Here is a 23,754-nt window from a genome sequence, read left to right on the forward strand (position 1 = left end):
GTGGCATAGTGGCCAGCATGAACGGGTTGCTGATCGGACGCTCCGCCGAGCTGGAGGCGCTTGTGCGGGTGCTCGACGCCGCCGCCTCCGGCGTCGCCGGCACCGCTCTGATCGGCGGCGACGCCGGGATAGGCAAGACCCGGCTGGTGACGGAGCTGTCGGCCGAGGCGCGCGAGCGTGGCTTCCACGTCCTGGTCGGGCAGTGCGCCGAACTCGGCGACGCCCTGCCGTACCTTCCCCTGATCGACGCCCTGCGCGAGCCGTCCATCCGCCCGGCCGTCGAGTCGCGGCCGATCCTGCGCGGCGAGGTCCTCGACGGCGGCGGGTCGGGGCTCACCCAGCAGCGGCTGTTCGGGTCGTTGCTGGAGCTGCTCGGCGAGGTGCAGCCGGTGCTGCTGATCATCGAGGACCTGCACTGGGCCGACCGGTCGACCCGCGACCTGCTGATCTTCCTCAGCCGCATGGTGCAGCGCGGGCAGGTCTGCGTCGTCGGCACCTACCGCACCGACGACCTGCACCGCCGCCACCCCCTGCGGCCGGTGCTGGCCGAGCTGCAGCGGCTGCCGACGGTGTCGGCGCTGGAGCTGCGGCCCCTGGGAGCCGACGACATGTCCCGATTCATCGCCTCCTTGGGCGATGCGCCCTCGATGGTGCTCTCCCAGGTCGTCGAGCGCGCCGAGGGCAACCCCTTCTACGCCGAAGAACTCTTCGCGGCCGCCGCCGAGGGTTCCGGCGAGAGCATGCCCGACGGTCTGGCCAGCCTGCTCATGTCGCGGGTCGAACTACTGTCGGAAGAGGCGCAGAGCGTGCTGCGCGCCGCCGCCGTCGCCGGGCGCAAGGTCGACGACTCCCTCCTGCGCGAGGTCACGGGCCTGCGCGTGCCCGAGTTCGAGGAGGCCGTGCGCGAGATCGTCTTCCGCGGCCTCCTGCGCGTCGACGGCTACGGCTACACCTTCCGCCACGCCCTGCTCCAGGAGGCCGTCTACACCGACCTGCTGCCCGGCGAGCGCACCCGCCTCCACGCCTCCTTCGCCCGCCTGATCACCTCGCCAGCCGAGCTCGCCCACCACTTCCTGGCCTCCCACGATCTGGCCGGAGCGCTGTCCGCCTCCGCCCGCGCCGGACGCGAGGCCGAACGCGTCGGAGCCCCCGCCGAAGCCCACCGCCACTACGACCAGGTCCTGTCGCTGTGGGACCGCGTCACCGAGCCCGAGGCGCTGGCCGGAGAAGACCGGATCTCGCTGGCCCTGCGCAGCGCCGTCATGGCCGCTGACAGCGGCGACAACCACCGCGCCGTCACCCAGCTGCGCGCCCTGCCGCCCAGCGCCGAGGTCAACGAACGCCTCTCCTACTACCTCTACGAGCTCCACCACGACGGCGCCTCCGTCGAAGCCGCCGAGGAGGCCGTCAGCACCGCCGCCGACGACGCCGTACGCGCCCGCGCCCTGGCGACCCTCGCCCGCTGCCTGGCCTGGACCTCCCGCCACGCCGAAGTCTCCGACATCGCCGCCAAAGCCCTCGACACGGCCAGGCTCGCCGGAGCCCGCGACGCCGAGACCAGCGCCCTGGTCACCCTCGCCGTGTACGCCGAGAACGCCGGCGACCACGCCCGCGCCATCGAACTCCTCGACGCCGCCATCGCCCACCCCTCCGGCAACCTGGCCATCGACCTGCGGGCCGAATTCATCCGCGCCCGCGTCTCCTACGACAACGGCGACCTGCCCGGCGCCGCCGCCGTCGCCGAACGCGGCATCAAGCGAGCCCACGACAGCGGGCTGTCCTGGAGCACCTACGGCACCGACCTGCGGTTCCTGCGCTTCCTCGTCCACTACGTGCTGGGCGAGTGGGACCAGGCCGAATCCCTGGCCGCCTCCTTCGGCGCCCGCGTGGGGCGCGTCTCCGAGGCCATCCTGTCGTCGTTCGCGCTCTTCATCGAGGTCGCCCGCGGCCTGCCGACCGTCGAAGACCGGCTCACCTGGATCGAGCCCTTCTGGAACGAGCCGATCGCCTCCTACATGTCCCGCGGCCTGGCCGCCGAGCGTGCGCTCTGGCAAGGAGACCCCGACCTCGCGCTCACCCACGTGCACGCCGTCCTCGACCTGATGGACGGGCCCGACCCGGGCGCCATCCGCATCGCCGCCACCGGACTGTGGGCCCTGGCCGAACTCGGCCGCACCGACGGCGCCGACGCCCTCATCGCCCAGGCCCGCCTGTCGTTCACCACCGGGCCCGACGGCAAACCCACCGCACTCGGGCCCGAAGGGCGGGCCTGGATGATGCGCGCCGAAGCCGAATACGCCCGCGTCCACGGCGACCACGACGTCGCCCGGTGGAAGGACGTGGTGGCGGCCTTCGACTACGGGTTCGTGTACGAGATCGCGCGGTCGCGCTGGCGGCTCGCCGAGGCCCTCCTGTCGACGGGCGAACGGGACGCCGCGCAGGCCGAGTGGTCGCTCGCCCGGGAGTCCGCCGCCGGTCTGGGGGCGGCGCCGCTGCTGGAGGCGCTCGAGGAGTTCGGCCGCCGCGCCCGCTTCTCGGCGCGCACCCCGTCGTCGGGCGGCGGGCTGACGGCCCGGGAGCTGGAGGTGCTGGGCCTGGTGGCGGAGGGGCTGCCGAACCGGGAGATCGCGGAGCGGTTGTTCATCGCGCAGAAGACCGTTTCTGTGCACGTGTCGAACATCCTGGGGAAGCTGGGGGTGTCGACGCGGGGGCAGGCGGCGGCTGAGGGGCGACGGCTCGGCCTCTTCTGAGGGCATGGGCCTCGCGGTGTCGTGCGCCTTCGGCGCTTGGGGCTCGGGCTCCCCTGATTGGGGGGCCTAGCCCCCCCAAGGCCCCCTGCCGGGGGCCTTCCGGCCCCCGGACCCCCGGTCGTTGCCGGGGGTGGAGGGGATGGTGGTGGGGCGCCTGGATGGGGCTTGGGGGTGTCTGCAGGGGACGACGTAGTGGGTCTGCTTATGGGTTGCGGTGAATTGAGCGATGTCGCCCGTTGCCCGTTGCCCGTTGCCTGAGCTTCGGCGCGCTCGTTGGCCGATGCCGGGCTCTTGGGCGCCCGCGCTGACGCTGTCAAATCGCCCGCCACTTGCTCGGCATTCGCCTGCACGGGGAGGGCGGCCTTGGGCTGCGTGCAGCCTCGAGCCTGCGCGCAGTCTTGGGTCTGCGCGCGGCCTGGGGTCTGCGTGCGGTCTTGAGTTTGCCTGCGGTCTCAAGTCCTGCGTGCGGCTTTGGGTCTGCCTGCGGTCTCAAGCCCTGCGTGCGGCCTCGAGCCTGTGTTGCGGCCCTGAGCGCCATGCGCGCCCGACGAGCACCCGTGCCCGACACGCCAACTGCCTGAGGGCCGAGCTCAGACTCTCCGCCGCTCCGGCCCCATGGCCGCCAGATCCCTCACGATCTGGATCAGCTCCGCCGGATCGAACGGCTTCGTAAGATACGCGTCCACCCCGGCCCCCAGCCCGCGACGCTTGTCGTCGTCCTGCGCCCTGGCCGTGATCAGCACCACCCGGATGTGCCTTGTCTCCTCATCCGTCCTGAGCCTGGTGGCCGTCACCCACCCGTCGAGGTGCGGCATCATCACGTCAAGCGTGATGACATCCGGCATGACGTCGAGCACCCGCTCCAGACAGTCCTGCCCGTCGGTCGCCTGCTCGACGTCGAACCCCTCCATCGTCAGGTTGACCGCGATCAGCTGACGGATCACTTCGTCGTCGTCGACAACCAGCACCTTGCCCAATACCTCGCCCACGGCCGCCAAGCTAACCCCTGGAGAGGGGGTCACGTGCGGTTTTCGTTGGATGTGGGGGTGGTGGATTAAGGGCGTGCAGAGTGGTGGGGGATTGCTGATAGCCTTGTTCCGCATCGCTCCCGTAGCTCAGGGGATAGAGCACCGGCCTCCGGAGCCGGGTGCGCAGGTTCGAATCCTGCCGGGAGCACTTGAGAGCGCCAACGTGAACGGGCGGGACTTCGTGAGATCGAAGTCCCGCCCGTTCACGTTGGTGCCGGTCCGTAAGCTCTGATCATGTCCAGCATCGAAGAGCTCGTCATCACCCGCCGCCTGCGTGTCCCCGTCGACAGCCGGGCGGTCGGCGACGGCGAGGCTGCTACGCGGCAGCTGGACGCGGCGCTGCTCAGCGTGGGCTTCGCCTGCTCGCCCGCCCTGCTTCTGCGTCTGGCCGGGCTGCCCGGCGAGCAGGTGATCGATCTGGGTGTGAGAGTCCTCGCGGCGGTGCGGCGCCTGGTGGGCGATCATGTGCGGCACAACGTGTACTTCGTCGACTTTCCGGCCGACGTCCCGGAGACGGTGGACTTCTGGGCGTCCCTGATGCGCGAGACCGTGCCCACGTTCAACCTGCTCGACCTGCCCGGATACGGGCGCTATCAGCACACCTTCGCCGACCTGGTGACCGCGCACGGTGAGTTCGTGGCGACGGCGGGTGACCGGGTGACCGTGCTGCAGGTGGGCGGCACGCTCCAGGACGAAGCTCGTGAGCTCTACCTGTCGCTGGCGGGGTCGGAGGTCCCGTTGGCGGCGGAGGATCTGGCGGCGTTGCGGATGCTGGCCGCTTTCTGTCCTGGGGAGACGCCGTCCAGGATCCCGGTGCGGGAGAACCGGGCGGTCGTCAACGAGGTGCGACTGGCGGCCGGGCTGCCCTTGGCCGTCGACACGGTGACGGATGTCCTGCGGCTGGCCTGCGCCTGTTCGGGCGGGGACGTCACGCTGGTCACCCCTGCCCGGTTTCGTTCCTTCCGCCGCCCTGAGCGCCGTGTTCTGCTGGCGGCCCTGGACGCGATGAAGCCGAGCAAACACGCCGACGTCCTGCGCCACCGGGAGCAGTGGAAGCGTCTGGGTGAGCGGCTGCACCCTCACGAGTACCCGCAGTTCCCTCGGGCCGCCGAGCTCTTCGAGGTCGCCAGGGGGGTGCGCCAGGTTCGCAGCATTGAGGGCAGGGTGGAGCTGGCCCTGACCGCGGGCCGTACAGAGGAAGCCGCCGGACTGCTGGAGCGGACGCCGGGTGCGCTGCTGCGACGGCTGGACCACCTGTTGCGTGCGGGCGGCGGCTCCGCCGTACTGAAGGCGGCGGAGAGGGCCGCTCCCGACGTGTCCGGGCGCGTGCTGCTCTCCCTGCGCGAGCATCTGCAGAACCGGCTCGCGCCCGCGGACCGGACGTTCACCAACCGGTACGGCAGGGCATGGACGACCGCCGACACACGCCAGCCGCTGGACGAGGGGATTCTGGCCCACGTGCTGGCCATGCTCGACGCCGAGATCGCCTCGCGGCTGCCCGATCCTGGCGAGCTGGTCGTCGATCCCGATGTGATCGACGTGGCGTTGCCGTTGTCGGGCAAGGCGGTCGCGCCCGGGCTCGGGATGCTGCCGCGCGGGTCGGTGTCGCGGGTCGACGGGGAGGTGCTGCGGTTCTTCGTGCACTGGCGGGAGACCTCGCAGCGGACCGACTACGACTTGTCGGCGCTCATGCTGGACGCTTCCTTCGAGCGCCCGACGCAGATCTCGTGGACGAACTACCGCAGCAGCTTCGCCACGTATTCGGGGGATTTGACCGAGGCTCCCGAAGGGGCGTCGGAATTCATCGACCTCAAACTCGGAAAGGCCGACAAGTCAGTCATCATCCCGCAGGTGAACATTTATGCGGGCGAGGAGTTCAATGAGGCGGCCGAGGCCTTCTTTGGCTACATGAGCAGGGATTCGACGCAGAAGGGCCTGCCATTCGAACCGCGAACCGTCCGAGCCAAGTCCGATCTGCGGGGATCTGGAAGGATCGCCCTTCCGCTGGTCTTCCTGCGAGGTGACGATGGGGGCTGGCGGGCCAAGTGGTTGCACCTCTATCTGCGTGGATATCCATCCTTCAACCAGGTTGAGGGTAATCGCGTCAGCACGTCGCAACTGGTCCGTTCGATTGTGGAGCGCCGCTATCTGACCGTCGGCTATCTGGTCGGCCTGCTGCGTGAGAAGGCGTCGGGACAGGGACAGGTCACTCGCATCGGGCTCGACCCGTCCGCGGGCGGCTACACCCCTTCCACGCTGCACGAGCTGATCCCCGCCTGATACCGTCGCATGGGTGAGGCCATGGGAGGGCTTCCTTCTCACATCTCTGTAAGCCAGCTCTCCCGCTTTCCTCGCATTCACGGTGGGCGCGGCCATTCGGGTGCTTCCTTCTCTCCTGGTTCGATTCCAGGAAGGCCCTTCCGGGCCTTCTGGCGGTTCTAGCGCCCGAGCCCTCCGCGCCCACCGAAATTGTCGGCGGCGTTCCTTACCCTCCAGGCATGACCACAGCGACGCAGGCGTATTCCTACGCCGCGCCCTCCTCCCTCACCGCCGGTCACCTGGGCTTTTCCACCTCAGGTGGCGCCGGGCTCGCGCCCCGCTTCTTCAGCGGCGTGATCACCCAGCCCGCTCCCGCCGCCGCCGCCCTGTTGGGGGTGGCCGACGTGGCGATGACCCGCTACCACCAGCCGAGGCCGGGCTGGACCCGCGACCCGGTGGTGACGTGCGGGGGAGACCGGCTGCGCTTCGAGTCCTTCTCCGCGTGCGGCGGGGTCTACGCCCGGCTCGACCTGCTCGGTCCCGCCCTCGATGGCGAGGTCTTCGACCGCGGCACCACCAACGTCGACGTCAACCCGCCCCTGCGGGTGGCGCTCGCCCGCGTGGGCGCCCGCGACGGCCTCCACCTGGGCGTCGGCGCCGACGAGCTGACCGTCACCACGCTCGACGGCGCGGTGGTGGAGAAGAAGGTGCCCCTGCCCGAGCGATGGCTGCGCGGCTTCGCGGAGGTGCAGGTCATCGCGGCGGGCATGGACCAGCGGGCCGAGCTGACCGGCGTCTCGGCGGTGCGGTTCCTCCGCTCCCTGCCCAAGCGCGCCGCCGCCGATCTCTGGGCCGTCCCCGCCGCCCGCGACCTGCGTGTCTCGGACCACCCCTCGGCCGGCGCCGTCCATCTGGCGGGCGTCGGACGGCTCGCCACGCTCATGCCGCTCCTGCGCTTCGCGAAGGCTCTCAGGGTGTACGGCCCGGCGGGCGGTTCGTCGTCGGCCGCTTCGAGTGCCTGGGAGCTCGAACTTCCTGGAATGCGCTACACGCTGGTGCTGTCCCCCGAACGATGGCGGGGGTTCTCCGGCGAGGGCGCGTCGCTGCTCGACCTGGCGGGGGAGGAGACGGAGGCCGACGCCGACGTGGTGGGCATGCTCCTCAACTACGAGCCCGAGGTCGAGACGGGCCTGCTGGCCGACCGCGCCGGGTTGCCCGTCTCCCGGGTCCGCGCAGCCCTCACCCAGCTGGGCATGGCGGGGCGCGTGGGGTACGACCTGGGAGAAGCTGCCTACTTCCACCGCGAGCTGCCCTACGACCGGGAGCATGTGCGCGAGCTGCATCCGCGGCTGAGCTCGGCGCGTGCCCTGGTGGCCGCGGGCGCGGTGCGCCTGCTGGGTGACCGGGCGCTGGTGCGGACCGACGGTGGGGTGCGGGAGGTGGTCCTGGCCGACGGGTCGTGCACCTGCCCGTGGTGGTGGGATCACCGGGGCTCACGCGGACCGTGCAAGCACGTGCTCGCCGCCGGGATCGCCGCCAAGACCCTCGTGGAGAGCACCCCGTGACCACCACCTGGCCCGATGTCCGCGACCTGATCGCCGGGTGCCGTCCGGTGCAGCTGTCCCGGCTCCTGCTCACGCTGACCGGCGAGGAGCGCGCGGAAATCGCCGCCCACCTGCCGGCCTTCCTCAAGGAGATGCGCTCCGCCGCGACCAGGATCGCGCGGGCGTTCTGGAACGACATCCCCGCCTCCGAGCTCGACCTGCCCGGCTGGGCGGCGGGAAGGCTCGACCATGCCGAGTTCGCCGGCGACGTCCACGAAACGTACGCCGCCTGCCTGCGCCTCGCGGGCGCGGCCACCCTGCCCGCCGCCGCCGCGGCCAAGTGGCTCGCCCACCGCGATCTCAACCCGCGCTGGGAGTCCGACCGGCACGACAGCCGCCTGCTCCAGGTGCTCGCCTCCCGCCCGACGGCCTGGCAGGGCGAGGTGGGCGTACGGCTCGCGGAACGCATCAGGCGTCCCGGCGACACGATCGTCCCCCTGGTCCTCGAGCTTCTCCGGTCCAGCGGGGCCGAACCGCCCAAACACGACCCCCTGGTGGTGGCCTGGGTGAGCGGTCCGGTGCTCAAGGACGACCCTCTCGCCCCCTGGCTTCTGCCCCGCGTGTTCGAAGCGGAAGGAGCAGGCCGAGCCCTGCGCGACGAGCAGGTGCCCTCCGCTTCCGTGCCCCGCGCCACCCCGTGGTTGCGTGCCGTGGCCGCGATGCCCCGCGAGCAGCTCCTTGACGCCCTCCTCACCCGCTTCTTCAGCGGCGGCGACCAGCTCGACCTGCGCTTCTTCGTGCGGCTCCACACCATGGCGGCCCCCACCCCCGAAGAGCGCACCGCCCGCCTGCGCGACTACGTCCGCCTCCTGCCCGCCTCCCCTGGCACCGTCGCGGAGCTGGCCCTGGACCAGGTGCGGCACCTGGAGTTCGACGACGAAGCGGATCTGGTGGAGGCGATCGAAGCCCTCACCTTCCGCCCCGAGATCAAGCTCGCCACGGCAGGGCTTCGCTGGTTCGCCGACCTGATGAAGGAGCGTCCCGCGCTGGCACCCGACCTGGCGCCGGCGCTGGCCAACGCCTTCAGCCACACCGCCTGGGCGGTGCAGCATCGTGCCGAGCAACTGGCGTTGAAGCATGCCGCCGCGCTCAGGCCCGCCGCGGCGATCCTGGCGCAAGCCGTACCCCATCTGCCTCCCGCGTCGGGGGCCAAGGTGGCGGCGTGCTTCGGCGGCGAGGTGACGCCGGAGGGGCCCTGCGGGCCCGAGGTGTTCGTGCCTGGCACGTTGCCGGAGGTGGCGGCCGAGTCGCGGTCGCGGTTGCCCGAACCTACGCTGAGCTCGGGCGTCCGCCATGTGAACGGCCTGACGGCCGAGCAGTGGATGGCGGCGTTCGTCGGACGGCTGGCGGACCGCGAGGCGTTACGGGCGGAGCTGGCCGCGACGGAACAACTCGCCGAGCCGTACCTCTTCTCGCTGGATGCCTGGCCGTCGGCCTCGATGTGGCTCACGGCCCTCGCCACCGAGGTCGTGGCTCCGGGCACTGATCCTGGCGTCCCCGACCCGGAGCCGGTGGACCGCTGGGCGGACACCAGCTTCCAGGTCAAGGTGGTCGTGACGGAGCCGGACGAAGCGGAAAGTGCCGAGACGCAACCGGGGCCGTGGTTCACCGAGATGCCCCCCGACGCGCGGGAGGAGATCTTCCGGCAGCTTGACGGCATCGGCGTCGAGGCGGAGCGCATCGCCGCCATGCGCGATGGTGGGCCGGTGCCGCCTCCGGGCTCGGACGAGCCTTTCTGGACCGTCTCCGTCATGTCCTTCGGCTTCAGCTCCTTCTTCCGCGACGAGGAGGCCGAGCGCGTCGAGCTGGAGCGCCGCCGTAGCCGCATGCCGTACCACAGCAGCGTCGCCCCGCTGCAACTGTTCATGCTGCGCCGCCTGCATGAGCTGTACCAGGCACTCCGTGAGGGCACGGTGCCGCCCGTCCTGCTGGCCACCCCCACCTGGAGCACCGGCCATCTCGACCCCGACGTCCTGGTGGATCGGTTGGCCACCTGCGCGGCGGCGGGAGCGCACCCTCTGAAGGCCGACTTCCAGCAGGCGCTCCTGCGCCTTCCCCGAGGGGCGCACCCCGAGGCGGCGGCGCGCGCCGCCGCGATCGGCTCCCGCGCGGCCGGCCAGGCGGCCGACTGGCTGGCGCGGGGCGGCCTGCCCGACCCGGAGACGGGAGTGGCCTGGAAGCCGGACGGCATCGACCCCGTCCCGGCGCTCAGCGCGGAACCCACCGGTTACGACCTGATCGACCAGCTCCTGAGCGCTCCCGCGCGGTGGCGGGCGGAGGATACCTACGACGGCATGCGCTGGTGGGCGCAGGCCATGCCCTCCCACCGGGAGGTGGTGGCGGTCCACTATCTGCCGTACCTGGTCGATCGGTGGAACCACTCCAACGTGGGGGCCGACTCGCTGGAGGCGCTGATCCAAGCGGACGGCCCGGTCGGCGAGGCGATGGCCGCCTTGGTCGCCGGCCTCCTGACCCGCCCCCACGGCCCCGGCGCGCACCTGATCCTGCACCTGGCGGTCCGTGGCCACCCCGACGCGGGCGCGGTGGGCCGTCACCTCGGCGGCCTGATTCGCCACTCCGAGGTGGAGATCCGCCGGGTTCTCCCGCTTCTGGACCAGGCGGCCCGCGAGGGTGCCCACGCTCAGGTGTGGGAGATGCTCCGCGCGCTGCTGCCGGTGGTGCTGCCCGCGGGGGAGGAGAGGGCGAACGTCAACCACAGTGACCTCGTGGCCTTCGCCGCCCGGGTCGCGGGCTGGGTGGGGGCCCGGGGGGAGATCCCCGAGGTGGCCGTCCACGCGGCGGGGAAGGGGCAGAGCCGGTTCCGTCGCGAGTGCCGGGCGTTGAACGCCGTGATCGTCGGCGGCTGAGTCGCGGCGGCGCCCGCCGATCACCCCACCCCGGCCCTCTGCCGTTCGGGCTCGATCACGACCACGACACGTTCCTCCTCCCTCGGGTACGGCATGCCGGTGTACTTCACGGCCACCCGGTCGACGATCTCCCAGGCCGCCTCACCCTCCACCCACTCGACGACCCGCCCGCGCATCACCACGGGCTCGAACGGGTTGTCCACGGGCGCGATCGACAGCGCCACCCGGGGGTCACGGCGCAGGTTGCGAGCCTTGCGCGTGTCCGGCCCGGTGAACAGGACGACGCGCTCGCCCAGAGTGCCGACGAAGACGGGGGCGACGTGAGGGGAGCCATCGGGCAGGACGGTGGCGAGGTGGGCGATCGAGGCGCCGTCGAGGACGCGGCGCACAGCGGGATCGAGCATGGAGCACTCCTTCAGCGGCATTCGCGGGCACGCCACGCGACGTGGCCGGGATCGTTCCCGGTCCGCCGCTGACGAAAATTCGCAGGTCAGATGGCTTGGGGAAAGTCGAGGAACCGGTGGGGGTCGTAGGCGTGCTTGACCGCTGCCAGCCGGGTGCGGTTGCCCGCGTGGTAGGCCGGCGCCCAGTCGTCGAGCGCCGGGTCGGGGAAGTTGGGGTAGACGCGTCCGGAGGCGTCGGGGTGGGCCGTTGCCCAGGAGCGGTCGATCCACGGGTCGTCCGCATGAGCGATGTGTTCGAGCAGGAAACGTTCGCCGCGGTGGGCGAAGGCGGTGGCGTCCTCGGCGACCCGGTTGTACGCGCCGCCCATGGCGGTGAACGTCAGCTGCCGGTGCCCGGCGCTCCTGGGTTCGGTGAGCAGGGTCAGGAGAGAGGTGAGAGTCCGAGAGGACATGGGGCGGACGAAGAATTCGGATCTGATCCTCACCTCGCGGGAGTCGGGGCCGGCGAGGGTGCCCTTCAGGCGGTGGTACGGCACGCCGGGCCGCAGGTCGATCTCGGGGGCGAGGTGCCGGAGCGCTTCCCTGGTGGCCGCCGGGCCGAGGGCGGAGGCGCCGACGAGCCTCGCCCGGACGTCAGCCGTGCCCGGCACCGAGTCGAGGGTGAGGTTGACGGTGATGTCGTCGGGAAGGTCGGGCGCCCACGTCTGCCAGGCTGCGGCCAGGTCGCGGGCGGCCGTTCCGTGGCGGTGTCCCTCGATGGGGATGACGTCCGGCTCGGCGACGGTGGCGAATCGCAGCGACGTGACCACGCCGAACTGCCCGCCGCCCGCGCCGCGCAGCGCCCAGAACAGGTCGGGTTCGTGCCGGGTGTCGCACTCCACGACCCTGCCGCCGGGCAGTACGGCCTGAGCGCCGACGAGGCGGTCGCAGGTGAGCCCGTGTTTGCGGCCGAGCAGGCCGATGCCGCCTCCGAGGGTGAGGCCGGTGATGCCGACCGTGGGGCCGCACCCCGCGGGCAGGGTGCGGGCCTGGGTGTGGAGGGCGGCGTAGACCTGCTCCAGGCGGGCGCCGGCGCCGATCGTCGCCGTCCCGTCTTCCGAAACGGAGATGCGGTCGAGCCCGGACACGTCGAGCACGATGCCGTCCGTCGTCGATCGTCCGGCGAAGCAGTGGCCGCCGTTGCGCGGGGTGAGCCGGTGTCCCGTGGCTGCTGCGTACGCCATGGTGGCGGCGACGTCGGAGACGGAGCGGCACAGGACCACGAGCCTGGGCCGCACCTCACGGAAGGCCGGGCGGCGGATCGCGTCGTAGCCCGGTGAGCCGGGAGTGAGCAGCTCGCCGTCGAGTGAGGCGCTGAACGCGGCGAGGGCGGGATCGGGCACGAGGGAGACCCTAGGCGCGGGGCGACGGCGCGGGCTTGAACAAACCGCGCACGTTCAGCTCGGAAGCAGCGGAGGGGCGGAAGGAGCCGAAAGGGCGAAAGGAGCGGCGGGAGCGGCCGGTCGCGGGCCCCCGGAAGGAGCGGCGGCCGGTTACGGGCCGTGAGGGAGGAGCGGTGGCCGGTTGCGGGCCGCGAGGAAGGGCCGGTACGAGGCGGAGTGGTCGTGCCCGCACGCACACCGATCGATGGCGCCTCCGAGCAGCCCGCTCGGTGTCAGCCCCGTCAGCCGCAGGCACTCACGGCTGAGATGCGCCTGATCCGCGTAGCCCACGTCGGCAGCCGGCCCCGCCATGCCCTCCGCCCCGCGCCGCCCCGACGCCACGGCGCCGGCCTGGGCCAGGGCGAGGAACCCCTGGAACCGCAGTGTCCGCTGAAGCGCCTTGGGGCTCACTCCGACCGCGTGCAGGCAGCGCCGTCGCAGCTGGCTGGCGGAGAGCCCGAGGTGAGCGGCCAGGCCGTCGACGGACATCGGCTGCCACGGCATCAGAGCCCTCACCGCCTCGCCCACCAGAGGATCGGCGCCTGCCGTACCCCGGAACTCGCGCAGCAGGCGGGCCTGCACGAGCGTGAGCGCCCGCTCCGGCGTCGCCGCCCCGGCCAGGCGTTCCGCCACGTCTCCCCACGGCCCTTCCAGGGTTATCCGCTGGTCGACCAGGTCGTCCAGCGGCGCAGGGAGCGGCGGCGCGCTCCCCGGGTGGAAGCGCACGCCGACGAGTGTGGTGCGCGGCGGTATGACCTCGATCGCCGGCCCGGTCAGCGGTCCGATCAGCTGCGGAAACTCGCCGAGCGGAAAATGCATCTCCACGCCGCCTGTGGGCAGATGCCTCTGCACATAGGCGTTCTCACCGGTGCGCTGGATCCAGACCGTCCGCACCAGCCCCGCCAGCTGCGGTAACGGCGGGCGCTCGACATAGGACTCCACCAAGCCATCGTCGCACTGGGCGACAGTCAGTACAGTGGAGACAGACGTCTCAGGAGGAAGGGGAGAAGGCCCACAGGGTTGCCACGCGTGGATATAGAGACTGAGCAAGCGGTCAGCGCTCCAGAGGCGGTGTGGGAAGTCGCGCCGTACCCCCTGCTCGTCGTGTCTCCGTCCGGCACCGTCGAGGTGGCCAACGCCGCGGCCCGAGCCCTCCTGCCCGACGCCGCTCCCGGCGTCGCGATCATCGATGCCGCCCCCGCCTGGTTGTCGCAGGCGTACGCCCAGGGACCGATCCAGGCGGTCAGCGGCCCGATCGGCGAACGCACCTACGAGGCCCACCCCTCCATGCTCGGCGCGGGCACCGCGTGGTGGTTCGCCGACGACACCGACCATCGCCTGGCCCGCGAGGAGCTGCGGCTCGAGCGCGAGCGCACCGCGTTCCTCTCGCAGGCGTCCACCGAGCTGCTGTCGTCGCTCAACATGGACCGCTGCATGGAGGTCACGGCGCGGCTGGCCACGCGCCACCTGGCCGACGCCGCCCTCGTCATCACGCCGAGAGCCGGCCGCCGCTACCCGATCGCCTACTGCGGGCCCGACGGGCGGGTCGTGCGCGAGAGCCTGGTCGTCGACCCGGGGGTGGTGCCCGGCCTGGCCGAGGCGCTGCAGGGGTTCCCGCCGATGCCGTCGCGCTGGATCGACCCGACCGCCGCGCCCGAGTGGCTGGCCCGCCCGGAGTTCGGTCCCGTCGGCTCCGTCGTGGTGACGGCGCTGCCCGGCCACGGCGTGCCCGCGGGTGTGCTCGTCCTGCTCCGCCGTACGGATCAGGCGGCGTTCACCGACAGCGAGGAGATCGTCGCCCGCCTCTTCGCGGCCCGTGCCGGAGCGGCCATGTCCGCCGCGCGCCTCTACACCGAGCAGGTCTCCATCACCGAGACCCTCATGCGCGAGCTGCTGCCACCGAAGGTCCAGCGGCTCGACGGCGTCGACATCGCCGCGCGCTACCGCGCCTCCGTCGACAGCGAGCTCGTCGGCGGCGACTTCTACGACCTGCACCCGGCCACGCAGGCCGGTCAGGAGTCCCTGATCGTGCTCGGCGACGTCTGCGGCAAGGGCCTGAGGGCGGCGGTGCTCACCGGCAAGATCCGCAACACCCTGCACGCCCTGCTGCCCATGGCCGCCGACCACCAGCGGGTCCTGGGGCTGCTCAACGACGTGCTCATGGACGAAGACAACGCCCGTTTCGTCACGCTGGTCCTGGCCTCCGTACGGCGTGACGCCCACCAGGTCACGCTGCGGCTGACCAGCGCCGGCCACCCGCTGCCCTTCGTCGTCAGGAACGACGGCACCGTCGAGGACGTCGACAGCAGGGGCACCCTCATCGGCGCCCTGCCCACGATCCGCTCCAACACGGCCGAGGTCGTGCTCCAGCCGGGCGAGACCTGCCTGCTCTACACCGACGGCATCACCGAGGCCAAGGGCGGCCCGCTCGGCGACGAGTTCTTCGGCGAGAACCGCCTGCGCGACGAGCTCCAGCAGTGCGCCGGCATGCCGCCTCAGGCGCTGGCCGAACGTATCCAGATGCTCGCCTCCGAATGGGTCGGCGGCGGCCACCACGACGACATGGCCGTCATAGCCATCACCGCGCCGCGCGGACGCCACCTCAGCGCGGTTGGGGGGCGCAGCCGGGGCAGGTACACGGCATGACCCATCGCACCATCGCCGCACCCGGCGGCGTCATCCCCGCATGGACGGCACGGCTGTGGGATGCCGTCCTCGACGGCGACGAGTTCGCCGCCGTCGATCTCGTCGACGCCGCGCTCGACGAGGGAGTCGAGCCCGAGTCGTTCCTCCTCGACGTCGTGGCGCCCGTGCAGGCCAGGGTGGGGGCCGAGTGGGCCGCCAACCGGCTCACCGTCGCCCAGGAGCACGCCGCCACCGCCATCAACGAGCGGGTCGTCGCCGCCCTCGCCCTCCATCCGGCCGCGCGCCGTACCTCCCGCTCGGCCGCGCCGGCCGGACGCATCACGATCGCCTGCATCGACGGCGAGTGGCACGCCCTGCCCGCCCGCATCCTGGCCGAGGTGCTGCGCCTGCGCGGCTGGCAGGTCGACTTCCTCGGCGCCCAGGTCCCGACCCACCATCTCATCACGCACATCCACCGCACCGCGCCGCAGGTGGTCGGCCTGTCGAGCAGCATCCCCACCCGGCTGCCCACCGCGCACGCGGCCATCACCGCCTGCCAGGCCACCGGCACCCCCGTCCTGGTCGGCGGCGCCGCGTTCGGCCCCGGCGGAGACTACGCCGAGATCCTCGGCGCCGACGCCTGGGCGCCCGACGCCCGCGCGGCGGCCGAGCTGATCCCCTCGATCGCCCCGCGCACTCCGGCGCCCCAGCAGGCCGCCATCGACGACCTGCCGCACCTGGCCGACCAGGAGTACACCATGGTCAGCCGTACGGCAGGCACGCTGGTCAAGAGCATCATGACCGGGCTCGAGGAGCGGTTCCCCGCCATGGCCTCCTACACCCCGAAGCAGCGCGGGCACACGGCCGAGGACGTCGCCCACATCGTCGCGTTCCTGGCGACAGCCCTGTACCTGGACGAAGAGCGGCTGTTCACCGATTTCATCACCTGGACCTCCGGCATCCTCACCGTCAGGGGAGTGCCCGCCCTCAGCCTGGTGCCCACGCTCGAGCTGCTGGCCCAGGAGCTGTCCGACTTCCCGCGGGCGCGCGCCATGATCACCGCCGCCCTGGGGACGATCACCGCGCCTCCTCCCGGCGACGCGGAACCCGCACTCCCGCACGACCACGGAAAGCCCGCATGACCAGCTACGCCCAGGATTCTTTCACCGTGGTCGAGGTCTCCTCGAACTCCCTCGCAGCCGCCTTCCGGCTGCGAGGGGACCTCGACTACGTCAGCGCCGAGGACCTGCTCACCGTCGTCACGGCCCGGCTCCGCCAGGCCCCGGCACCGCGGGAGATCCGCCTCGACTGCGCCGGGCTGGGCATCTGCGACTCCACGGGCCTGTCGGTCCTGCTCGTCATCCGCCGCCGCGCCGACGCCGTGGGAACCCGGCTCCACCTCGACAACCGGGGAGCCGCGCTGAACCGGCTCCTCGACATCACCGGCACACGAGAGCACCTCGTCGCCGGACGCGACGGGGTGCACTCAAGCTGACCGCGCCTCGCCGGTCTGCTCGCCGCCTGTGATGGTGAGCAGTGCCCGCGCGGCCTCCAGGCTGCGCGCGGACCGGATGTGGCCGGTCAGCCCGGTGCGCTCCAGCCACCCCTCGCACACCGGCGACGGCCGCGACAACACCAGCGCCCCACCGGCCGACGTCGCCGCGCGCCACACCATGATGAGCGCGCCGAGTCCGGAGGAGTCGATGAAACCCACCTGGGACAGATCGAGCACCACGGCGGGGACCCGATCGTCGCCGATCAACGCCAGGACCTGGTCGCGGAGCGACGTCGAGTTTCTGTAATCGACGTCGCCACTCACGTGGACGGCGAGCCACTCGCCCCGGTCCTCGATCCTCAGCCGCAGTTCGACGTCGCTGACAGGACCACTGCCTTCCAAGACGTCCACCTCCCTGCCCTGTCGCTACCCCGACGTCGCACGATCACTCGGATCTACGTTATCGGTCGGAGGGATGTGTGTCAGGGCACTCCACGGCCAAGAAGGAGGATCGAGCCATGCCGGGCGATGATCTCTACCACCTGCTGCGCTCCTACGACCCGAGCGACGTGTCGATGCAGCGGTTCCACACCGTCTGGTGCGAGGGCATCCCGGTCGAGGAGGCCGTCTCGCTGCTCGGCGCCGACCCCGCGACGGGCACGCCGGACCGTTTCTGCGAGTGGGGGCCGGGCTCCGACGGCGACGGCGAGCAAGCCGGAGGCCTGCTCGCCGGCACTTTCGACGGCTGGACGGTGCTGATCGGCGATCACCGCTGCACCGCCGACGACGTGGTGACCGAACTCTCCCGCCGCGACCGCCGGACGCTCGCCCTCGCGTGGGACTACCACGGCGAAAGCCTGCTCAAGTACGCACGATCAGGAGAGCTGATCACGGTCCTCGACGTCTTCGACCCCGAGGACCGTTCGGGCGCCGATCCTGACGCCCTGGACGCCTGCCTGGAGGGCCTGCGCTTCGACCTCGACGAAGGCGAGCCCGCCGTCGAACCGGCGGAGGCGTTCACCTCCGCGCTGGTCGTGATCGGCAGGGTGGTGGGGCGCCCGCTCGACCGGGAGTGGCTCGACGCGCCTCACACCGGCTACGTCGTCCCCGGGTACGAGGAGTGGGTGTAGCCCGCCTACCAGCGCAGCAGTGCCGCCACCCCGTTGTAGTCGGCCAGCCCGGCCGCCGCTTCGGGTCCCAGGACGGTGAGGGTGGCCCCGCTGTCCAGGACGGCCTCGATCATGCGCTCCCCGAGGTCGGACTCCTCGGCCCCCTCGCCCGACTCGAACAGGAACCCGTCGGCCCCCCGTACCCCGCTCCACCGTCCGGCCTCGTCCAGCAGCAGGTGCTCGACGCGTCCCTCGTTGAGCAGCGCGAGCGTCTGGTTGAGCCCCAGCGCCCCCTTGCCTCCCGACTTGGCCGTGTCGATGGCTCGCGCGACCAGGGCCTGGTCGCGCGAGACCCGGGTGGCGGCGAGTTCGCCTGACACGTGCTTGGCGACCTCGCCGGGGGCGAGGGCGTCGATGATGAGGTCGACGGTGACGGGCGTCATGGGGCGCATGGCCGCGGCCAGGACCTCGGTCACGGGCGGGGCACCGATGAGCAGGACGTCGACCCATCCGCGCGAGCGCGCCTCGGCGGTGACCGCCGGGCCTGCGGCGTGGATCTGGCGGCGCAGGTTGTCGTCGACGCGCGACTGGAACTTGTCGGTGTGGGTGGCGACGGGCTGGGAGCCGCCGCCGGGGCCGCCGCCCGGGCCGGGGCCGCGCATGAGGCGCCAGTCCTCGGTGTCGATGTCGAACGGCTTGCGCTCGAGCTCCTCGGCCATGCCGTACCTGAAGTCGATCAGCCGGAGCCCGTCGCGCGAGACGACGACGAGGCCGGCGGGCGCGCTGGTGGCCATGGCGCTGACCAGCGGGCGCACGTAGGCGGTCGATTCGAGGGTGGCGCAGTCCTCGACGGGCACCTGGAGCGAGATCTTCCTGATGTCGGAGCGGTCGCTCACCGAGGCGAACAGGGCGCGGCCGATGCCGGGCTCGGAGGCGTCGGTGAGCTCGTGCAGCTCGGGTTCGAGGGATTCGAGCCGGTTCAGGACGGCGGTGCGACGTTCGCGGTCGGGCCAGGAGGCGATCTCCTCGCGCAGCGCGGACAGCTCGTTGCGCAGGCGGATGCCCCACGCGGGGCGCTTGGACGCCTCTTCCTGCGGGGTCGCGCAGGCGTAGAGGGACAGTACGCCGATCTGGTCCTTCATGGTCACGAGGTCGCGGAGGAAGGTCTGGTCGAAAGGCACGTCTTCTCCCTTGGTGTCGTCCGTCTCTTCCGACCATACGAAGGAGAAATGTCCCAACCTGAGAGTTTTGCCGGATCTAGAGCCAAAGGTGGCAATGATCTGAAATCCGGAGGGCGATGTCTTTCATCATGAGTACATCACCCTTCGGGTCGTTCTTCGGTGAGGACCCCTTCCGCGGCTTCGACATGCTCGCGGGACGGCTGTTCGGAGGGGCTCAGGACTCCTGGCCGCCCAACCGGCCGGGCACGCAGCGGATCGACGTGGGCAAGCTGCTCACCGAGCAGGCCAGGGAGCTGCTGAGGCGGGCACTGGCCCTGGCGGGCTCGCGCGGCGCCGCCGACCTCGATGTACTCGACCTGCTCCAGGCCGCCGCGGGCGACCCCGCGACCAGAACGTTGCTGATGAACGCCGGGGCCAACCCCGAGAAGCTCGACGAGCTGATCAGCGCCATGATCCCCAAGGGCCCCGAGGGCGACCCGCCCACCACGCTGACCCCGGCGGCCAAGCGGGCGCTGCTCGACGCGCAGCGCATCTCGCAGGCCATGGGCGACTCCTACATCGGCCCCGAGCACCTGGTGACGGCCATGGCGGCCAACCCGGACTCGGCGGCGTCCCGGCTGCTCAAGGCCTCGGGCGTGTCGGCCAACGAGCTGCAGGAGTCGGCGCGTGACGAGCGGCAGCCGAGTAAGACGCCGACCGTCGAGGAGTACGGCAGGGACCTCACCGAGGAGGCCAGGGCCGGCAAGCTGGACCCGGTCGTCGGCCGTGAGGACGAGATCGAGCAGGCCATCGAGGTGCTCTCGCGGCGGCGCAAGAACAACCCGGTGCTGATCGGCGAGCCGGGCGTGGGCAAGACGGCGATCGTCGAGGGCATCGCCCAGCGCATCGTCAACGGCAGCGTTCCCGACACGCTCAAGGGCCGCCGGGTGATCGCGCTGGACCTGACGGGCATGGTCGCCGGGTCGAAGTACCGCGGCGAGTTCGAGGAGCGCATGAAGAAGGTGATCGACGAGATCACCGCCAACAGCCAGGACATGATCGTCTTCATCGACGAGGTGCACACCGTGGTCGGCGCGGGCGCCGTCGAGGGCGGCATGGACGCGGGCAACATGCTCAAGCCCGCCCTGGCCCGCGGCGAGCTCAACGTGGTCGCCGCCACGACGATCGACGAGTATCGCAAGAACATCGAGAAGGACGCGGCGCTGGAACGGCGCTTCCAGCCGATCCTGGTCCCCGAGCCGAGCGTCGACGACACGGTCGGCATCCTGGCCGGGCTGCGCGACCGCTACGAGGCCCACCACCAGGTCCGGCTCGCCGACGACGCGCTGGACGCCGCCGCCCGGCTGTCCGACCGCTACATCAACGACCGGTTCCTGCCCGACAAGGCGATCGACCTGATGGACCAGGCCGCGGCCAGGGTACGGCTGCGCGCGACGACGCCCGACGAGGGGGCGCGCGAGCTGGAGGAGCGGGTCGAGGAGCTGCGCAGGGACAAGGAGCAGGCGGTCAGGAGCGAGGACTACGACCGCGCCAAGCAGCTGACCGCCGAGATCGAGCGGGCGCGCGACGAACTCGAGAACGCCCGCCACGGCCACGACGACGTCCCGGAGGTCACCGCGCAGGACGTGGCCGAGGTGGTCTCGCGCCTGACCGGCATCCCGGCCAGCCAGCTCACCGAGGCCGAGCGCGAGCGCCTGCTCAAGCTGGAGGAGCACCTGCACGAGCGGGTCATCGGCCAGGACGAGGCGGTGGTCGCCGTCGCCGAGGCCGTACGGCGGGCCCGCGCGGGGCTGTCGGACCCGAACCGGCCGATCGGCAGCTTCATGTTCCTCGGCCCGACGGGCGTGGGCAAGACGGAGCTGGCCAGGGCCCTGGCCGACGCGCTGTTCGGCGGCGAGGACCACATGATCCGCATCGACATGTCCGAATACCAGGACAAGCACACCGTCTCCCGGCTCGTGGGCGCGCCTCCCGGCTACGTCGGCTACGACGAGGCGGGCCAGCTGACCGAGGCGGTACGGCGGCGCCCGCACACCGTGGTGCTCTTCGACGAGATCGAGAAGGCCCACCCGGACGTCATGAACATCATGCTCCAGCTGCTCGACGACGGCCGCCTGACCGACGGGCAGGGCCGTACGGTCGACTTCACCAACACCGTGGTGATCATGACGAGCAACATCGGCTCCTCGCTGATCCTGATGAGCGACGCCGACACCGCCACCCTCAAGGACCAGCTCATGGACCTGCTCCAGCAGCAGCTGCGTCCGGAGCTGCTCAACCGGATCGACGAGATCATCGTCTTCCATCGCCTGGAGAAGCAGGAGATCCGCCAGATCACCGCCCTGCTGCTCGACAAGACCAGGCGGCGGCTGGCCGCCCAGGAGGTCGAGCTCAAGGTCACCGACCAGGCCATGGACTGGCTGGCCGAGCAGGGCTACAAGCCGGAGTTCGGCGCCCGTCCGCTCCGCCGTACGGTGCAGCGCGAGGTCGACAACCGGCTGTCGACCATGCTGATCAACGGCGACGTCAACCCGGGGGACCGGGTGCTGGTGGAGGCCGAGAACGGGCGGCTGACGGTGGTGGTCGACGGCAGCGGCGAGTTCGAGACCCGCGCCGGGCACCTACCGCCGTCGGAGGGTGACGATCGACTCGGAGTCGCCGTTGACGACGGAGACGGCCAGCCACAGCTGTGAGGTGCCGGGGACGCTGGTGATGCGCGCGCGGGTCACCTCGCCGGGCGACGGCGTCAGCTCGCGGGTCCAGGTGCCGCCGTCCCCGTGCAGGATGACGACGTGGTTGGGGTAGGCGTCGTCGGTCGCCGCGATCCACACCTCGCGCGGCCCCGTGGCGGTCACGCCGACCGGCTCGGCGGTGCCGCCGGGGAGCTGCGCCGGGGTCCACGCGCGGCCGTCCCAGTGCAGGGCCAGCGGCGCCCGGCCGGCCGTGCCCACCGCCCACACGTCGTCGCCGCCGTTCTGCCAGACGCCGGTCAGCTCGCCTTCCAGCAGGTCGGGCAGCGGCTGCCGGGCGAACGAGCCGTCCCGGCCGTGCCAGAGGGCGGGGCGGCCGGAGGCAGAACCCGTGACCCAGGCGTGGCCCGCGCCCGCGTCGACGGCGGTGAGCGCCACCGTGTTGTCGTCCTGGTCGAGGACGGTGGTGAAGCGCGTGCCGTCCCACGTCGCGACGTCCGCTGCTGAGATGACGATTGCGCGGGGCCCGTCGCCGGCGACGTCACGCGGCCGGATGGGCGTCTTGATCCGGCGCCAGGCGCGCCCGTCCCAGTGCATGGCGTCCTTGTCGCCGCCCACCGCCCAGACGTTGGCCGGGCCGTCGGAGTCGATCCCGTGGAAGGACCCCGCCTGCCCGGCGGGGAGCGCGTGCCAGCGGGTGCCGTCCCAGCGGCGCAGCGTCGCGGTGACGCCGTCCTCCCAGCCGGTGTAGCCGACGGCCCAGGCGGCGCCTGGGCCCGCGGCGGTGATGTCGTGCAGGCCTCGCTCCCAGGCGTCGTCGCCGGGCAGGCCGGTCACGCGCTCCCATCGCAGTGACAGGGGGATCTCCTCCAGCGTCGCGGCGGCGGGAGAAGGCGGGGGAGGGGGAGCGGGCTGGGAGGTGCAGCCCACCAGCACGCAGCTCAGGAGGGCGATCACCCGGCGCCTCATCCGCTCCTCCTCATCACGAACGGGCGCTCGTTGCCGCCCACGATCCACGGGACACTGCCCGCCACGGCGAGCTCCAGTCCGTGCGACGACCCTGCTCGGGCGGCGCGCCGATCCCGCCGACCGCCCACACCTCGGACGGCCCGCGCCGGGCGATCGCGCTCAGATGGCCGTCCTGTACGGCGGGCACGGCGACTTCGGCGAACGGGGCGTCGGGGCGGGAGCGATGCCAGAGCGCGGGACGGAGCGAGCGGCACGACGTGTCCGTCCTGGTGCCCGCCAGCCACGTGTGACCGTCGCCCGACGCCACCGCCGCGACGGCGGCCGGCCGCCCGTGGGCCAGCCGCGCACCGCGCCCGTCCCACGTGGCCACCGACAGCGCGCCGTGATCGGAGCAGACGGCCGTCACCTGCTCGCCGTCGGCGGCGAGCTCGTTCACCGGCATCCCGGCCGCAAGCAGCCACGCCGCTCTATTCCACCGTGTTCCGGCCCCGGCTCATCGGGCGAGAGGGCCAGCAGGGCGCCGGCCAGGAGCGCGGCGACTCTCACGGCGCCGCCCTGCGCAGGTTCACGTTCGCGGAGCGCAGCGGCGCCAGGTGTTCCTCCGGAGTTCCGGCGTCGACGATCACCAGGTCGAAGTCCGTCAGCGCCGCCAACCGGTGCACCCCCTGCTTGCCGAACTTGGTGTGGTCGATCAGCAGCACCCGCTGGTCGGCGCAGTCCATCATGGCGCGTTTGACCGCGACCGTCTCCTGCGACTGGTGGTAGCAGGAGCCGTGGGTGACCGCGGTGGTCGAGGCGAACAGGAAGTCGGCGCGCAGCGACCTGACGGCGTCGGTGGTGCGCATGCCGAGGAAGGCGTCGTAGGCGGGATAGTAGGCGCCGCCCAGGGAGATGAGGTCGATGGAGGCCTCGCCGACGAGGTGGTTGACCGCGGCCAGGAAGTTGGTGATCACGGTGAGCGGTCCGCGGGAGGGAAGCAGCGCGGCCAGGGCCAGGGCGGTGGTGCTCTCGTCGAGGATCACCGACATGCCCGGCTCGATCATGGTGACGGCCGCCTCGGCCAGGCGTTGTTTCTGCGCGGCCATGGCCTGCCTGCGGTGCCGTACGTCGCCGTGGTGGAGGGCGGAGGGCTGGGCGGTGGCACCGCCGCGCACCTTGCGCAGCCAGCCCTCGGTCTGCAGGGCGTCGATGTCGCGGTGGATGGTCATGACGCTGACGCCGAAGGCCTCGGCCAGGTCCTCCATGCGCGCGAAGCCCTCGTCGGTGACGCGGCGGCGGATCTGGTCGCGCCGCTCGCGCGGGCCGAGAACATCACCCTCCATCCGGCCAACCTAACAGGAAGCGTGTTAGAT

At 71.9% G+C, this 23,754-nt stretch carries 18 protein-coding genes and 1 tRNA gene; 10 read left to right on the forward strand and 9 right to left on the reverse strand.

Annotated features, from left to right (window positions below):
* The first annotated feature begins 17 nt into the window (after positions 1 to 17).
* A complete protein-coding gene (locus HNR30_RS49370) occupies positions 18 to 2,750 on the forward strand; it encodes a helix-turn-helix transcriptional regulator (protein ID WP_181611560.1) in 2,733 nt (910 codons plus the stop codon).
* Positions 2,751 to 3,340: 590 nt separating this feature from the next.
* Here HNR30_RS49370 and HNR30_RS20800 read toward each other — a convergent pair.
* Complete coding sequence (locus tag HNR30_RS20800) at positions 3,341 to 3,739, reverse strand: response regulator (protein WP_312894585.1); 399 nt, start codon at positions 3,737 to 3,739, stop codon at positions 3,341 to 3,343.
* Between the two features lie 115 nt (positions 3,740 to 3,854).
* Between HNR30_RS20800 and HNR30_RS20805 the strand changes: the two genes are divergently transcribed.
* The 4 genes from HNR30_RS20805 (at position 3,855) to HNR30_RS20820 (ending at position 10,508) form a co-directional block, all read left to right on the forward strand.
* A tRNA-Arg gene (locus tag HNR30_RS20805) sits at positions 3,855 to 3,926 on the forward strand.
* An 86-nt stretch (positions 3,927 to 4,012) separates the two neighbouring features.
* Positions 4,013 to 6,058 (forward strand): TerD family protein, encoded by a 2,046-nt coding sequence (locus HNR30_RS20810; RefSeq protein WP_181611562.1) that lies wholly within the window; start codon positions 4,013 to 4,015, stop codon positions 6,056 to 6,058.
* A gap of 218 nt (positions 6,059 to 6,276) precedes the next feature.
* On the forward strand, positions 6,277 to 7,602 hold the full coding sequence (locus HNR30_RS20815; protein ID WP_181611563.1) for an SWIM zinc finger family protein: 1,326 nt from the start codon (positions 6,277 to 6,279) through the stop codon (positions 7,600 to 7,602).
* Positions 7,599 to 10,508, forward strand: a complete 2,910-nt coding sequence (locus HNR30_RS20820) for a DUF7824 domain-containing protein (RefSeq protein ID WP_181611564.1) — start codon at positions 7,599 to 7,601, stop codon at positions 10,506 to 10,508. The genes HNR30_RS20815 and HNR30_RS20820 overlap by 4 nt, the downstream gene beginning before the upstream one ends.
* A gap of 20 nt (positions 10,509 to 10,528) precedes the next feature.
* Here HNR30_RS20820 and HNR30_RS20825 read toward each other — a convergent pair whose 3' ends face one another.
* The 3 genes from HNR30_RS20825 to HNR30_RS50215 all read right to left on the reverse strand — a co-directional run bounded on the left by HNR30_RS20825 (position 10,529) and on the right by HNR30_RS50215 (position 13,275).
* Complete coding sequence (locus HNR30_RS20825; protein ID WP_181611565.1) at positions 10,529 to 10,912, reverse strand: TIGR03618 family F420-dependent PPOX class oxidoreductase; 384 nt, start codon at positions 10,910 to 10,912, stop codon at positions 10,529 to 10,531.
* 86 nt (positions 10,913 to 10,998) lie between these two features.
* Positions 10,999 to 12,294: an FAD-binding oxidoreductase gene (locus HNR30_RS20830; RefSeq protein ID WP_181611566.1), complete on the reverse strand. Its 1,296-nt coding sequence runs from the start codon at positions 12,292 to 12,294 to the stop codon at positions 10,999 to 11,001.
* A 150-nt stretch (positions 12,295 to 12,444) separates the two neighbouring features.
* On the reverse strand, positions 12,445 to 13,275 hold the full coding sequence (locus HNR30_RS50215; protein ID WP_220133795.1) for a helix-turn-helix domain-containing protein: 831 nt from the start codon (positions 13,273 to 13,275) through the stop codon (positions 12,445 to 12,447).
* Positions 13,276 to 13,362: 87 nt separating this feature from the next.
* Between HNR30_RS50215 and HNR30_RS20840 the strand changes: the two genes are divergently transcribed.
* Genes HNR30_RS20840 through HNR30_RS20850 form a run of 3 tightly spaced genes read left to right on the forward strand, consistent with a single transcriptional unit; the run spans position 13,363 to position 16,453 of the window.
* Positions 13,363 to 14,979, forward strand: coding sequence for a PP2C family protein-serine/threonine phosphatase (locus tag HNR30_RS20840; protein ID WP_312894540.1), 1,617 nt, complete (start codon positions 13,363 to 13,365; stop codon positions 14,977 to 14,979).
* On the forward strand, positions 14,976 to 16,100 hold the full coding sequence (locus tag HNR30_RS20845) for a cobalamin B12-binding domain-containing protein (protein WP_181611568.1): 1,125 nt from the start codon (positions 14,976 to 14,978) through the stop codon (positions 16,098 to 16,100). The genes HNR30_RS20840 and HNR30_RS20845 overlap by 4 nt, the downstream gene beginning before the upstream one ends.
* Positions 16,097 to 16,453: an STAS domain-containing protein gene (locus HNR30_RS20850; RefSeq protein WP_181611569.1), complete on the forward strand. Its 357-nt coding sequence runs from the start codon at positions 16,097 to 16,099 to the stop codon at positions 16,451 to 16,453. The genes HNR30_RS20845 and HNR30_RS20850 overlap by 4 nt, the downstream gene beginning before the upstream one ends.
* Here HNR30_RS20850 and HNR30_RS20855 read toward each other — a convergent pair.
* Complete coding sequence (locus HNR30_RS20855) at positions 16,445 to 16,864, reverse strand: STAS domain-containing protein (RefSeq protein WP_181611570.1); 420 nt, start codon at positions 16,862 to 16,864, stop codon at positions 16,445 to 16,447. The two genes, HNR30_RS20850 and HNR30_RS20855, sit on opposite strands and share 9 nt — an antisense overlap.
* A 107-nt stretch (positions 16,865 to 16,971) precedes the next feature.
* On the opposite strand from HNR30_RS20855, the gene HNR30_RS20860 reads away from it, so the two are divergent.
* The gene (locus HNR30_RS20860) at positions 16,972 to 17,583 is read left to right on the forward strand and encodes a DUF6461 domain-containing protein (RefSeq protein ID WP_181611571.1); all 612 of its coding nucleotides are present in this window, start codon (positions 16,972 to 16,974) and stop codon (positions 17,581 to 17,583) included.
* A gap of 5 nt (positions 17,584 to 17,588) precedes the next feature.
* On the opposite strand, the gene HNR30_RS20865 is transcribed toward HNR30_RS20860, so the two are convergent.
* Positions 17,589 to 18,743, reverse strand: a complete 1,155-nt coding sequence (locus tag HNR30_RS20865) for a VLRF1 family aeRF1-type release factor (protein ID WP_181611572.1) — start codon at positions 18,741 to 18,743, stop codon at positions 17,589 to 17,591.
* Between the two features lie 128 nt (positions 18,744 to 18,871).
* On the opposite strand from HNR30_RS20865, the gene HNR30_RS20870 reads away from it, so the two are divergent.
* Entirely contained in the window at positions 18,872 to 21,436 is a 2,565-nt protein-coding gene (locus tag HNR30_RS20870; protein ID WP_181611573.1) for an ATP-dependent Clp protease ATP-binding subunit, read from the forward strand.
* Here HNR30_RS20870 and HNR30_RS20875 read toward each other — a convergent pair.
* The 3 genes from HNR30_RS20875 to HNR30_RS20885 all read right to left on the reverse strand — a co-directional run bounded on the left by HNR30_RS20875 (position 21,365) and on the right by HNR30_RS20885 (position 23,724).
* Positions 21,365 to 22,402 carry a hypothetical protein gene (locus HNR30_RS20875; protein WP_181611574.1) on the reverse strand — a complete coding sequence of 346 codons (1,038 nt, stop codon included), beginning with the start codon at positions 22,400 to 22,402 and terminating at the stop codon, positions 21,365 to 21,367. The genes HNR30_RS20870 and HNR30_RS20875 overlap by 72 nt on opposite strands.
* 13 nt (positions 22,403 to 22,415) lie before the next feature.
* Entirely contained in the window at positions 22,416 to 22,838 is a 423-nt protein-coding gene (locus HNR30_RS20880) for a hypothetical protein (protein ID WP_181611575.1), read from the reverse strand.
* A 106-nt stretch (positions 22,839 to 22,944) separates the two neighbouring features.
* The gene (locus tag HNR30_RS20885) at positions 22,945 to 23,724 is read right to left on the reverse strand and encodes a DeoR/GlpR family DNA-binding transcription regulator (protein WP_181611576.1); all 780 of its coding nucleotides are present in this window, start codon (positions 23,722 to 23,724) and stop codon (positions 22,945 to 22,947) included.
* Between the last annotated feature and the right edge of the window lie 30 nt (positions 23,725 to 23,754).

Source organism: Nonomuraea soli, from assembly GCF_013761175.1.
GTDB lineage: Bacteria > Actinomycetota > Actinomycetes > Streptosporangiales > Streptosporangiaceae > Nonomuraea > Nonomuraea soli.

Excerpts from the sequence above, each read along its gene's own strand:
- HNR30_RS49370 (WP_181611560.1), top strand. The coding sequence starts at position 18 with ATGAACGGGTTGCTGATCGGACGCTCCGCCGAGCTGGAGGCGCTTGTG.
- HNR30_RS20810 (WP_181611562.1), top strand. The coding sequence starts at position 4,013 with ATGTCCAGCATCGAAGAGCTCGTCATCACCCGCCGCCTGCGTGTCCCC.
- HNR30_RS20815 (WP_181611563.1), top strand. The coding sequence starts at position 6,277 with ATGACCACAGCGACGCAGGCGTATTCCTACGCCGCGCCCTCCTCCCTC.
- HNR30_RS20825 (WP_181611565.1), bottom strand. The coding sequence starts at position 10,912 with ATGCTCGATCCCGCTGTGCGCCGCGTCCTCGACGGCGCCTCGATCGCC.
- HNR30_RS20845 (WP_181611568.1), top strand. The coding sequence starts at position 14,976 with ATGACCCATCGCACCATCGCCGCACCCGGCGGCGTCATCCCCGCATGG.
- HNR30_RS20850 (WP_181611569.1), top strand. The coding sequence starts at position 16,097 with ATGACCAGCTACGCCCAGGATTCTTTCACCGTGGTCGAGGTCTCCTCG.
- HNR30_RS20860 (WP_181611571.1), top strand. The coding sequence starts at position 16,972 with ATGCCGGGCGATGATCTCTACCACCTGCTGCGCTCCTACGACCCGAGC.
- HNR30_RS20870 (WP_181611573.1), top strand. The coding sequence starts at position 18,872 with ATGAGTACATCACCCTTCGGGTCGTTCTTCGGTGAGGACCCCTTCCGC.
- HNR30_RS20875 (WP_181611574.1), bottom strand. The coding sequence starts at position 22,402 with ATGAGGCGCCGGGTGATCGCCCTCCTGAGCTGCGTGCTGGTGGGCTGC.
- HNR30_RS20885 (WP_181611576.1), bottom strand. The coding sequence starts at position 23,724 with ATGGAGGGTGATGTTCTCGGCCCGCGCGAGCGGCGCGACCAGATCCGC.